At 69.8% G+C, this 12,189-nt stretch carries 11 protein-coding genes; 9 read left to right on the top strand and 2 right to left on the bottom strand.

Going from position 1 to position 12,189, the window contains the following annotated elements; all coding sequences use genetic code 11:
* Window positions 1–124: 124 nt before the first annotated feature.
* The 6 genes from ruvB (at window position 125) to LZ199_RS22410 (ending at window position 7,186) form a co-directional block, all read left to right on the top strand.
* Window positions 125–1,156, top strand: coding sequence for a Holliday junction branch migration DNA helicase RuvB (ruvB, locus tag LZ199_RS22435; RefSeq protein WP_253995778.1), 1,032 nt, complete (start codon window positions 125–127; stop codon window positions 1,154–1,156).
* A 12-nt stretch (window positions 1,157–1,168) separates the two neighbouring features.
* Window positions 1,169–2,665 carry a hypothetical protein gene (locus tag LZ199_RS22430; protein WP_253995777.1) on the top strand — a complete coding sequence of 499 codons (1,497 nt, stop codon included), beginning with the start codon at window positions 1,169–1,171 and terminating at the stop codon, window positions 2,663–2,665.
* Between the two features lie 484 nt (window positions 2,666–3,149).
* Window positions 3,150–4,094, top strand: coding sequence for a UDP-3-O-acyl-N-acetylglucosamine deacetylase (lpxC, locus tag LZ199_RS22425; protein ID WP_141643507.1), 945 nt, complete (start codon window positions 3,150–3,152; stop codon window positions 4,092–4,094).
* 61 nt (window positions 4,095–4,155) lie between these two features.
* Entirely contained in the window at window positions 4,156–5,238 is a 1,083-nt protein-coding gene (locus tag LZ199_RS22420; protein WP_407667232.1) for a thioredoxin domain-containing protein, read from the top strand.
* A gap of 25 nt (window positions 5,239–5,263) precedes the next feature.
* Complete coding sequence (locus LZ199_RS22415) at window positions 5,264–6,499, top strand: DUF4388 domain-containing protein (RefSeq protein ID WP_253995775.1); 1,236 nt, start codon at window positions 5,264–5,266, stop codon at window positions 6,497–6,499.
* A gap of 57 nt (window positions 6,500–6,556) precedes the next feature.
* The gene (locus LZ199_RS22410) at window positions 6,557–7,186 is read left to right on the top strand and encodes a hypothetical protein (RefSeq protein ID WP_253995774.1); all 630 of its coding nucleotides are present in this window, start codon (window positions 6,557–6,559) and stop codon (window positions 7,184–7,186) included.
* Window positions 7,187–7,265: 79 nt separating this feature from the next.
* Here LZ199_RS22410 and LZ199_RS22405 read toward each other — a convergent pair whose 3' ends face one another.
* Window positions 7,266–8,858, bottom strand: coding sequence for a leucyl aminopeptidase (locus LZ199_RS22405; RefSeq protein WP_253995773.1), 1,593 nt, complete (start codon window positions 8,856–8,858; stop codon window positions 7,266–7,268).
* A gap of 134 nt (window positions 8,859–8,992) precedes the next feature.
* On the opposite strand from LZ199_RS22405, the gene LZ199_RS22400 reads away from it, so the two are divergent.
* From LZ199_RS22400 to LZ199_RS22390, 3 genes are all read left to right on the top strand, one after another.
* Window positions 8,993–9,886 carry a zinc dependent phospholipase C family protein gene (locus LZ199_RS22400; protein ID WP_253995772.1) on the top strand — a complete coding sequence of 298 codons (894 nt, stop codon included), beginning with the start codon at window positions 8,993–8,995 and terminating at the stop codon, window positions 9,884–9,886.
* A gap of 125 nt (window positions 9,887–10,011) precedes the next feature.
* On the top strand, window positions 10,012–10,794 hold the full coding sequence (locus tag LZ199_RS22395; protein WP_253995771.1) for a sulfite exporter TauE/SafE family protein: 783 nt from the start codon (window positions 10,012–10,014) through the stop codon (window positions 10,792–10,794).
* Window positions 10,791–11,282 (top strand): hypothetical protein, encoded by a 492-nt coding sequence (locus tag LZ199_RS22390; protein ID WP_253995770.1) that lies wholly within the window; start codon window positions 10,791–10,793, stop codon window positions 11,280–11,282. The genes LZ199_RS22395 and LZ199_RS22390 overlap by 4 nt, the downstream gene beginning before the upstream one ends.
* 34 nt (window positions 11,283–11,316) lie before the next feature.
* On the opposite strand, the gene LZ199_RS22385 is transcribed toward LZ199_RS22390, so the two are convergent.
* A complete protein-coding gene (locus LZ199_RS22385) occupies window positions 11,317–12,189 on the bottom strand; it encodes a tetratricopeptide repeat protein (protein WP_323389800.1) in 873 nt (290 codons plus the stop codon).

Genomic DNA, 12,189 nt, shown 5'->3' with positions numbered 1-12,189 from the left:
CGGATGACTCGGGGCGAGGCGTTGAAGCCCGTCATGGCGGTGGGCGCTCCCTGGCCTGCTGGGCGCCCCGAGTCTAGCGCCCGAGGATGTGGGCGACACGCGCGACCTTCCTGTATAGGGTTCCATGGTCATGGCGAGGAAGTCCGACACGCTCTCCGAAGAGGTTCTCCCCGAGGACGTTCGGCTCGAGGCCTCCCTGCGTCCGCGCTCGTTCCACGAGTACGTGGGACAGGGGCTCGTCGTCGAGAAGCTCAAGGTGTACGTGCAGGCGGCGCGCAGCCGGGGCGAGGCCCTGGACCACTGTCTGTTCTCCGGCCCTCCGGGTCTGGGCAAGACGTCGCTGGCGCACATCATCGCCAACGAACTGGGCGTGGGCATCCACGTGACGAGCGGCCCCGCGTTGGAGCGCAAGGGCGACCTGGCGGGCCTGCTCACCAACCTGGACGCGCGCGACGTCCTCTTCATCGACGAAATCCACCGGCTCAACGCGGCCGTGGAGGAGTACCTCTACCCGGCGATGGAGGACTTCCGGCTGGACATCACCATCGACACGGGGCCGGCCGCCCGGGCGATGAAGATTGATTTGCCGCCCTTCACGCTCATCGGCGCGACGACGCGCACGGGCCTGCTCACCTCGCCTCTGCGCGACAGGTTCCAGATTCAGGAGCGGCTGGAGTACTACGACGCGAAGGATCTGGAGCTCATCCTCCACCGCTCCGCGCGCATCCTCGGCATCCCCCTGGAGAAGGGGGCCGCCCACGAGGTGGCCACCCGCTCGCGCGGCACGCCCCGCATCGTCAACCGGCTGTTGCGCCGGCTTCGCGACTTCGCGGAGGTCGAAGGCAACGGCACCATTACGTTGGACCTGGCGAAGAAGTCCCTGGACCGGCTGGGCGTGGACGCCAGCGGCCTGGACTCCATGGACCGCAAAATCCTGCTCACCATCCTGGACAAGTTCGGGGGCGGCCCGGTGGGCGTGGAGACCATCGCCGCCAGCGTGGGCGAACAACGCGATACCATCGAGGACGTGTACGAGCCCTTCCTGATGCAGGAGGGCTTCCTGCAACGCACGCCCCGGGGCCGGATGGCCACGCACCGCACCTACCAGTATTTCAAGAAGCCGCTACCGCCCACGCCCCAGGGCAGTCTCTTCTGAAACCCGCGAGCCATGAGCCAGGCCACCTCTCCCGCGTCTCCCGCTTCCGGACCCACCACCCTCCGCGTCGCGCGTGACTTCTACGCGGACCTGATGCGGGCCTCCCAGACGTCGCGCGCGGGCTTCCTCGCCGAGCGCGAGCGCTGGCTGCGCAACGTCCCCGTGGACGGCCGCGAGGAGCTGCTCTTCGAGTTCGAGATGCTCCTTCGCGCGGTGGAGCGCTACCTCAACCTCACCACCGTGGTGGACGCCAAGGACCGGCCGCTCGTCACCCGCGACTTCCACGAGGAGCTGGTGGACGTGCGCGACGCCATGGACCGCGCCATCCGTGTCGCACGTCACCTCCAGGACCCGGACAGCGACCAGAAGATGGTCTTCCGCAAGTACGTGGAGACCCAGCTCGCGGATGACCGGGTGCGTCGCGCACTCATCGAGGAGGAGCTGGACCAGGAGACGCCGCCGGAGAGCCTCTTCGTGCTGCGCGAGGACCTGGACGCGCTGCGCAACCTCCTGGACCACCTGCTCCAACTGCCCACCGCGCGCCTCAACCTCTTCCAGGATCTGGGCAAGCTGGCCCTGAAGGAGATTGTCCTCAACCGCTACTTCCGGCCCTTCCGGCCGCTGGAGTTCCGCGTCGAGTACGACCGGCTGCGCTCGGTGCGCCTCCTGGATTTGCTGGCGCCGCTGCCGGAGGAGCAGCGCGCGGGCTTCTCCACCGCGTTCCTGGGGCTGTTCCGCCTGCTGCACTACCTGACGTACGTGGACGCGGAGGGGACGCCGCCGGTGCCCCGACGGGTGCGGGTGGTGCTGGCCCTGGTCCGCAGCGAGACGCACGCGCTGGCGACGTGGCTCCACGCGGAGCTGTCGCCCAAGGCAGGCTCCAAGGTGCTCCAGGCCGCGGCCCTGCGCACCGCGCGCGATTTGGCCAAGGAGTCGGAGCGCATCGGCCGCGAGGTGCTGGCCCACGTGGACAAGGAGCCGGACGCGCCCGCCCGCGCCGCCGCCGCCTTCACGTCGCTCTTGCGCACCCAGGTCGTCGCGCTGGTGGAGGCGCTCGCGCCCAACGGCGGCCTGTCCGACGGCGTCTTCGACGCGCTGGTGAGCCCCCAGGACGCCGCGCTGCGGCTGCGCAAGGACCTGTGGGTGTACGCCCAGCTGTGCCGCGCCGCCGAGGGCCACCTGCGCGCCGACGACGTCCCCGCCGCCGAGCGGGCGCTGGACGCCCTCAAGAGCTTCCTCGCGTACTTCCACGACGGCGGCTACCAGCTCCTGCGCTACGCGGACTACGACGCCTTCGACCGCTTCACCGCGCTCCTGGTGGAGCTGCCCTGGCCGCCGGAGGGCCCGGGCATCCGCACCCGGCTCGCGGAGGACCTGCGCCGCTTCAGCCAGACGCTCGAGTCCACCTTCCACTCCGTCAGCCGCCGCACCCTCCTCCAGGGCAGGGGCTTCGACCGCCAGGAGGCCGAGGCCCTCCGCGACCGGTTTGTCGCGCTCCCAACGCGCTGACACTCCCGGCGGGGACTTTTTCGACCCACGCCCACGCGCCCCGTATGACGCAACCCCCCACGGGGCGTGCTCGTACGGGGCGTGTTTGCTTCCAGCCAGTTCCTTGCGCTATGGACGCCCCCGTGTTGCATGGAAGACACGCTTCATCGCGAAGCGCGTCATTGGGGCAGGGCGGCGGGTGAGGCGGTGAAGAATTCCCGGACACCAATGTCACGGTTCCGGGTGAATTCACCAACCCTCGGACGGGGGGAGGGTGGCTGGCCACGACGGGCACCCACCGCGCTGTCAGAAAAATGCCAACTGTTCCAAGGGGTTCGAGGCACCCAAGCCCCCCACCACGGAAGGCAGGCTGTCACACGGTCGTGGCATGCCACTTGCTGAATCTGCGCGTCGCGTCAGACCACTGTTGAACGATTCCGGCGCCATCTGGCCAGATGACCGTTCGGAAGTCCCGCAGCACGAGCAGCCACGAGGCGACACCGACATGCCCCCGTCTTCCTACAACCAGCGCACCCTCTCGAAGACCGCCAGCCTCCAGGGCATCGGGCTCCACTCGGGCGCGAAGGTGACGCTCACGCTGCGTCCGGCGCCCGCGGGGCACGGCATCGTCTTCGTGCGCACGGACCTGCCCCGCCCGGTGAGCATCCCCGCGCTGGCGGAGTACGTGGTGGACACGGCGCTGGCGACGACGCTGGGACGCGACGGCGTGAAGGTGGCGACGGTGGAGCACTTCATGTCCGCCATGGCGGGCCTGGGCATCGACAACGCCCGGGTGGAGCTGGACGGCCCCGAAGTCCCCATCATGGATGGCAGCGCCGCCCCGTTCGCGGCCCTCATCCAGGACGCGGGCATCCGGGAGCTGGACGCGCCCAAGGAGCTGCTCGTCATCCGCAAGCCCGTGTCCGTGGTGGATGGCGACAAGCAGGCCTCGCTCACCCCGTCGCGCCACTTCCGCATCAGCTGCACCATCGACTTCGAGCACCCGGTCATCCAGGGTCAGGCGTTTGATTTGGATTTCAGCGACCGGGACTTCTCCCGGGAGATTTCCCGCGCGCGCACGTTTGGCTTCCTGCGCGACGTGGAGAAGCTCAAGAAGCTGGGCCTGGCGCGCGGCGGCTCGCTGGACAACGCCATCGTCGTGGACGAGGTCTCCATCCTGAACCCGGAGGGGCTGCGCTTCACCGACGAGTTCGTGCGTCACAAGATCCTCGACGCCATCGGTGACGTGTCTCTGTTCGGCCGTCCCGTCATTGGCCACCTCACGGCCTACAAGACGGGCCACGCGCTCAATCACAAGCTGGTTCGCAAGGTCCTTTCAGACCCGAGCTGCTATGAGATTGTCCCCGCGCGTCGTCGCGACGTGGAGGGCCTGGAGCTGGGTCTGCCTGGGTTGGCTGGCGCGCTGGAGCTGGAGCCGCTCGTCGCCTGATGTTGGTTTGGCATTTCCTTGCAGGTCGGGGCTGGCTCGACTAAGTCGCGGGCTCATGCCCATGCGTCCAACCACCGTCATCCTCGCCGCGCTGCTGGCGGCTTCGTTCACCGCCGGTTGCAACAAGGAGAAGGCGCCGGTCACCGCGCAGGCTCCCGAAAACCAGGCCGCCGGTCAGCCCTCCCCGGACACCGTGGTCGCCACCTTCGGTGACGGCCAGAAGATCACCTACAAGGAACTCAACGACCGCGTCCAGGAGCCGCTGGCCAATCTGGAGAAGCAGCAGTTCCAGATTCGCAAGCGCGGCCTCGAGGGCATGGTGACGGAGAAGCTGGTCGACGCCGAGGCCAAGAAGCGCGGCATCACCCAGGACGCGTTCCTCAAGGCGGAGATCGACGACAAGGTTCCCGCGCCCACCGAGGAGAAGATCAAGGAAGTCTACGACGGCGCCGCGGGCCAGCTGCCCCCGGGCTCGACGTTCGAGCAGATGAAGCCGCAGATCCTGGAGTTCCTCACGCAGCAGCCCAAGCAGGAGCGGGCCCAGGCCCTCTTCGCGGAGCTGCGCAAGAACGCCAACGTCACGATTACGCTGCCGGAGCCGCCGCGTCCTCCCGCCGAGCGCAAGACGGTCTCCGCCGTCGGCCCGTCGAAGGGTCCGGACAACGCGCCCATCACCATCGTCGAGTTCAGCGACTTCCAGTGCCCGTTCTGCAGCCGCGCCATCGGCGCCGTGGACCAGGTGATGAAGGACTACGACGGCAAGGTGAAGCTGGTGTTCCGCCAGTTCCCCCTGGACTTCCACAAGGAGGCGCAGAAGGCCGCCGAGGCGTCGCTGTGCGCCAATGACCAGGGCAAGTTCTGGGAGATGCACGACAAGCTGTTCGCCAGCCAGTCCGCGCTGCAGGTGGAGAACCTCAAGAAGTACGCGGGCGAGCTGAAGCTGGACCAGGCCAAGTTCGACAAGTGCCTGGACTCCGGTGAGAAGGCCGCCACCGTGAAGAGCGACATGGCGGACGCGCAGAAGGTCGGCGTCAGCGGCACGCCGGCGTTCTTCATCAACGGCATCATGCTGTCGGGCGCGCAGCCCGTCGAAGAGTTCAAGAGCATCATCGACGCCGAGCTGAAGCCGCAGGCGCAGAAGTAATCACGCGGTTCGGAGGGCACGGGCGGTGGCCCAGAAACCCAAGGCCACGCCCCGTGTCGGCGGTGAGGCGACTTCGCTGGAGCTGGAGAAGTCGCTCGCCGCTGGCCTGTCCTCCTCCCGTCCCCTCTCGGCCTGGTTCCACGGGCCGGAGGGGATGGTGCTCCTCCAGGAGCCCACGGGCTTCGCCGGCTTCCTGGCCGGCACGCTCGGGACGCTCTCTGTCGAGGAGGTGTTCGCCCACGTCCTGACGGGCATTCGCAGCGGGTTGCTCGCCGTGCAGCACGGCGCCGTGCGCCGCACGGTGTCCTTCCGGGATGGGCAGGTGGTCTTCGCCACGTCCACGGAGCGATGGGAGCGGCTGGGCGCGGTGCTGGTGCGGCTGGGGCTGGTGACGCAGGCGCAGCTCACGCAGGCGCTCTCTCGCGTGACGCCGTCGCGGCGCATCGGCCAGGTGCTCACCTCCGAGGGCCTGGTGTCCGAGGCCCACCTCTACAGCGCCATGACGTACGTGGTGCGGGAGGTGGTGCTGAGCCTCTTCGAGCTGACGGAGGGCAGCTTCCTCTTCGTCGAGGGCCCCGCGCCCATGGCGGACGTGGTGAAGCTGCCGGAGCGCACGCGGGACCTGGTGCTCACCGGAATCAAGCGCTCGGAGGAGCTGTCGCGGTGGCGGCGGCGCTACCCGGAGGACATGCGCGCGGAAGGCGGGCCCCAGGGGCCGCGGCCGGGCGAGGAGCGCTTCTTCCAGAAGCTGGGCGCGGGCACCACGCTGGGCGAGCTGCGCACGCTGCGCGAGAGCGGCCACCACGCGTTCTTCACGTGGGTGGAGGAGTGCGTGCAGGCAGGCCACCTGACGGTGCGTCCCGCCACGCCTCCCGCGCCGCCCGTGCCCGCGGTGGAGGGCATGGCCTGGGAGCTGTTGTCCGCGGAGGAGCGCTACAACCTGCTCCTGTCCCTGATTCACCGCGCGCTGCGCGACGCGGGCAAGGACGTGGACCTGCTGCGGGGTTTTTTGGATTCACCGCCCGCGGGGCTCGAGGACGCGTATGCGGGGGTGGTGCTGAGCGCGGAGGGGCGGGTGGACGTGGCGCGGCTGCGAGCGAACCTGTCCAGCGGCGGCGAGGCGGTGGCGCGCGCGCTGACGCTGGAGGCGCTGGACGCCATCGTCTCGTACGCGCTGTTCTCCGCGCGCAACGTGCTGCCTCCCGACGTGGCCGAGCGCCTGTCCAACACCTACCGCACCCTCCAGGGAGGGCTGGCCTAGCAGGCGCCACATGCCCACGTTCGCGGCCACGGCGTTCGTGGTCGGGGGACGATGGTCATGGGTGTGTTGCGGAAGCTGGCGTGGGGGTTTCTGGTGCTGGGCGCGGCGGGCTGTAGCAGCTCGCGCCAGGCCGTGAAGGCGGACGCGGCGCAGCCCGGGACGGGTGGCTCGGGACGGGTGGAGGCGCCGCTGACGACGTCCGTGTCCGGGCCGTATGTGGACGAGGAGCTGGGGTTCGAAATCATCCGTCCCAGCGACGAGTGGCAGCTGGATGTGTCGACTGAGCGCACGCCGGAGGGCCTGGCGATTCCGGTGGTGCTGCGTCACGCGGGGTCCGGAGCGCAGGTGGTGCTCCAGGTGGCGCCCGCGGTGGCCACGCCCACCCAGTTCGCGGAGCGACTGGCGGAGGGCCTGCGTCAGCAGCCGGGCTTCATCACCACGGACCCGGTGCCGCTGTCGCTGTCGGACACGGCGGTGGGCTTCAGCTTCAAGGTGGGTGACAACGTGCATGGCCGCGTGGCCGTGCGCGAGGGGCAGGAGGGCCGCGTGCTGATGATGCTGGCCACCTGGCCCGCGCAGGCGGTGGCGGGAGACCTCCTCAACGTGGATGCCCTCATCGAAGGCATCCGCCCGCTGCCCGACCGCAAGGCCCCGCCCAGCAAGATGCCGCAGGCCGTGGTGCCCTGAGCCGCGGGCTTTCGCTTCACCGCGTCTGCGCGCGGCCCGTCGACGAACTGGACGGGCCGCGGCGAGGAGGGGCGCGACTTCAGCTCCGCGCGGACTTCCTGGCGCCACGCGCCGCGCGGGCCGGCTTCGCGGGGGCCTCGGGGGCTTGGGTGGCCTGCGTCTCGGCGCGCAGCCGGACCCACTCCACCAGGGTGCGGACGCCCACGCCGGTGGCGCCCTTGGCGTTGTAGCCGCGCTCCTTGGGGCTGTTGGACGGACCAGCGATATCCAGGTGCACCCACGGCGTCTCGCCGACGAATTCCTTGAGGAACAGGGCGGCGTTGATGGAGCCGCCCCAGCGCTCGCCGGAGTTCTTCATGTCGGCGACCTCGGAGCGCAGCGCGTCCTTCTGCAGCTCGCTCACCGGCAGGCGCCACATCTCCTCGCCCGCGGTGCGCGCGGCCTGGAGGACCTCGTTGACCGTGCCGTCGTTGTCGCCGAAGGCGCCGACGATGTAGTTGCCCAGCGCGACGATGCACGCGCCCGTGAGCGTCGCCAGGTCGATGACGGCGGACGGCTGGTGCTCGCAGGCCCAGGTGAGGATGTCACCCAGGACGAGGCGGCCCTCGGCGTCCGTGTTGGTGATCTCCACCGTCTTGCCCAGCCGCGACGTGAGGATGTCGCCCGGCCTGTAGGCATCGCCGGAGGGCATGTTCTCGCACGCGCCGATGAAGGCATGCACGGGGAAGGGCGGCTTGAGGGCGGCGATGACCTGCATGGCGCCCAGCACCGCGGCCGAGCCCGCCATGTCCGTCTTCATGTCCACCATGCCCTCGGCCGTCTTCAGCGACAGGCCGCCGGAGTCGAAGGTGATGGCCTTGCCCACCAGCGCCAGCGGCGGGCGCTTCGCATCGCGCGCGTTCTTCGGCGTGTAGACGACGTGGATGAGCCGGGGCTCCTCCGTGCTCCCGGCCGTGACGCCCAGGAACATGCCCATCTCCAGCTTTTCAATCTCGCGCTTGCCGCCGATGGTGATCTTCAGCCCGTGCTCGCGCGCTGACTTGCGGGCGGCCTCGGCCAGCGCCGTGGGCGTCACCGTGTTGGGCGGCTCGTTCACCAGGTCGCGCGCCCAGTTGGAGGCTTCCGCCACGCGCTTGCCCAGCGCCAGGGCGTCCTCCACGTCCCGCGACTTCTCGGTGCCCTCGGGCAGCGCGAGCGAGACCTTGATGGGCTTGGGCGTGCCCTTCTCCTCGCGCGCGGAGGACTTGTACTTGTCGAAGCGGTACGCCCCCAGCTCCAGGCCCTCCACCACCGCGCGCACCGCGTCCACGGGCGACTGCGTCGTCGGCAGCGCGACGATGAGCGACGTCACCTTGAGCCGCTGGGCCGTCTTCGCCGCGCGTCCGGCCGCCAGCCGCAGGACTTCCGGGTGGAAGCGCGCGCGGCTGCCCAGGCCCAGCAGCAGCACGCGGCCCGCCGCCGTGCGTCCAAGGGTGTGCATCACCAGGGACTGGTCGGCCTTCGCCTTGAATCCCTCCTGGGTGGCGGCGCCGCGCAGGCGGCCTTCCAGCGACTTGTCCGCCGAAGCCAGACTGGCCGGGGCGCCCTCACCCAGCTCGCCCTCGAAGAGCGGGATGACGAGCAGGTCGCCATTCGCGAGGGTGGCGTCGCCGGAGACGAAGGTGAAATTCATGGGCCGATGAGCTCCTGAACGGGAGTGGGGATGCAGGGGAGGGCGCGGACTGTAACGCCCACCTTGTTGCACGCAAAGCGCTCGATTTCATTCGAGCGTTGCATTGCGACAGGGCCCTGGGTAGCAGTCAGGCAATGCCCACCTTGCTGATGCATCTGACCGCCATCGAACGGTTGGCCGCCAACCCCGGAGAGCTGCCGGCGGAGTGGGTGCGCGCGCTCTCCGAGGACCTGCCCTACGCGCGCTTCGGCGTGGCGCTGCCGGACCTGCCGCTGTGCGAGGGCGTGCGTGGAGGCCTCGCCGCGTTCCTGCCCGAGCGGGAGCTGCCCCTGTACTCGCGGCTGTATCACGAGCGCGCGCCAGTGGGCTTCGGGCTGAAGATGGCGGAGCTGGTGGCCACCGGCGCGCTGGTGGGCACCGAGCCGGGGCTGGCCCTGCTGGCCGGCTACTTCACGCACCTGTGCCTGGACCGGCGGCTGCACCCGGTGGTGGACGACCTGGTGGTGCGCCACCGCCGTCGCGGCGAGCGGGCCCTGGCGGCCCACCGCGACATCGAATGGGCCCAGACGCTCTTCTACCTGCGCGAGCTGCACGGCGTGGAGCTCTTGGGCACGCCCCGGCTGCGCGAGAAGTGTCAGGTGGTGAAGAGTCCTGGCTTCCCGTGGCGCGGCATCGGCCGGGGCATCTACGAGCTGGTGCGGCTGTCGTCCCAGGAGCGCGTGGGGCAGGCGCCGACCAAGGCGGAGGTGGATGGCTGGGTGCGCGGCCTCTATGTCTCCGGCCTGTTCCTCTCCAGCCCCATGGGCCGCACGCGCGCGCTGCCCGCCTTCGCGCATCTGTCCTTCCAGGAGCTGTATCGCAACGACACGTTCGACTTCGCGCAGGAGGTTGAAGGTGCGCTGGAGTCGGCACGTGGAGTCCTTCGGAGGTTGCACGGCTACATGGCGAGGGGCACCTTCACACCTCGTACGCGCGCCCGCTTCCTGGAGGCCTTTCCCGAGGGAAACCTGGGCGTACGGGCCGCATAGCGCGCCGCGCATCGCCCCCGGGTGCCGGGTGGTTTCGCATGCAGAGCAACCGTCCTGGCGAGCTTGTTCCCTACAGGGGAATGGCTCTGGGCGTGGCGTTGGCACGCTCCTATCCTCGTGACTGAATGACGGTTCTTCTCCTCATGGTGGTGGGCGGGCTCGCGGGAGCACTGGGCGCGATGCTGGGCATCGGAGGTGGCATCGTGCTGGTGCCCGCGCTGGTGCTCGGCTTCGGGCTGCCGCTGGAGGAGGCGGTGCCGGCCAGCTTGATGTGCGTGGTCGCCAACTCGTGTGCCGCCGCGGCCGGGTATGTAGACAACCACCTGAGTGACATCCGGCTGGGGTTGACGCTGGAGCTGGCGACGGTGCTCGGCGCCATCGCCGGAGGGCTGGTGGCGGCGCTCATCGCCCCGGCGATGGTGGCGGTGGTGTTCGGCCTGTTCACCCTCTTTGTCGCGCTGCAGATGATTCTGCTGCGCTCGCCCCGGAGGGAGCCGGCCACGCTGGACGACTACCAGCCGACGAACTACCCGCTGGGCATCTCCGGCTCGTTCGTGGCGGGCGGGCTCTCCGCGCTGCTGGGCGTGGGCGGCGGGCCGCTGAAGGTGCCGCTGATGAGCTACGGCATGCGCGTGCCGTTCAAGGTGGCCAGCGCCACCAGCAACCTGATGATTGGCGTGACGGGCGCGGCGAGCGTGGCCGCCTATGCGCTGCGCGGACACCTGAAGCTGGCCCTGGTGTCTCCGCTGGTGGTGGGTGTGCTGGCCGGCGCGTATGTGGGCAGCCGGCTGATGCCGAAGGTGCCCACGGCTGTGCTCAAGAAGCTCTTCGCACTGGTGCTGCTGTCGGTGGCGGGGCAGATGTTGTGGAAGGGAGGGGCGGGACTGTGGCCGAGCGTGTGGGAGTGAGCGAAGGCGACCCGGACGGTGCTGAACCGCCGCGGGTCTCCGCGGCGATGTCGATGTCGGACCCGGCGGTGATGGGTCAGAACGCGATGGTGGCGACCCCGGCGCAAGCCGAGGCCCCGGAGCTGGAAGCAGAGCCCATCACCGAGGGGCTCATCGAGGCACCGTCCCAACGCGTCACGCGCGTGCGGGACAGGACGCTCGCGGGAGACCGGTGGATTGCCCGGGTGTTGCGCGTGGGCGCGGTGCTGAGCGGCGGCATGTTCGTGCTGTCGCTGGGCCTGGAGGCGCTGCCAGGCACGGAGACGACGCACGTGGCCATCGACCAATTGCGCAAGGCGGCGGCGTCCCTGCTGCTGGTGACGCCGGTGGCGCGGCTGGGCGTGGCGGGCACGCTGCTGGGCCTGCGCGGTGAGTGGCGCTACGCCGTCATCGCCGCGGGAGTGCTGGGGCTGTTGGCCCTGGCGGTGGGCGCCGGCATCCAGGCGTGATGCGGCGCCCGGAGCAGGGCGGTGGGTGGGCGCCTCAGGCGCCGCGCGCGGCGAAGTGGGCGAGGATGTTGCGCACCTTGGCGACCTCGTCCGCGCGGTTCTGCTCCTCGTAGAGCGGAATCACCGCCTCCAGGTGGCTTCGCGCCGCCGGCAAATCGTTCGAGTAGTAGCAGGACAGGCCCAAATCCCACCGGGCGCGGGCCTCGTACACGTGGTCGTGCAGCTCCTGGTACAGCTCCACCGCGCGCAAGAGGTGCGTGCGCGCGCCCTCGTGGTTGCCGAGCAGTCCCTCGGACTCACCCAGCAGCAGGTGGCCCAGCGCGAGCGCCTCCGCGTCGTCTCCCTGCTCCAGCATGGGAATGGCTTCGAGGAAGCGCTTGCGAGCCGGCTCGTACTCGGCCTTCTCCATGCGGATGTCGCCGATGTCGAGCAGCAGCCGCGCGGTGCGCTCGGTGTTGCGCGTCTGGCGGTAGAGGATGAGGGCCTCCTGGTACTTCTCCTCGGCGGCCTCCGGCTGACCCAGCGCGCGCAGGGACTCGCCGATGCAGGCGCGGGACAGGGCCTCGCCCTCGCGGTCCTTCGTTTCATTGAAGAGCTTGGCGGCCTGGGCGATGAGCTCCACCGCGCCCCGGTGGTCCTCGAAGTTCGCCTTCACCACACCCAGTCCGAAGCAGGCCTGGGCCTGGCCCGGCTTGTAGCCGGCCTCCTTGAACATCGCGAGGGCCTCCTCGTAGCACTGGCGGCTGGCGGCATGGTCTTCCAGCATGCCGTGCAGCTCCGCCAGGCTCACCAGCCCCTGGCCCACCTGGGTGGGCGAGCCGGTGATGCGCAGGGTGGCCAGCTCGTTCTTCTGCTTCTGGAGCGCCTCGAGGAAGTGGGCGCGTTCGGTGTCGTCGGGCGGGTGGAT

The organism is Myxococcus qinghaiensis (assembly GCF_024198215.1).
GTDB classification, from domain to species: Bacteria; Myxococcota; Myxococcia; order Myxococcales; family Myxococcaceae; genus Myxococcus; species Myxococcus qinghaiensis.
This window is presented reverse-complemented; position numbering and strand designations above follow the sequence as displayed.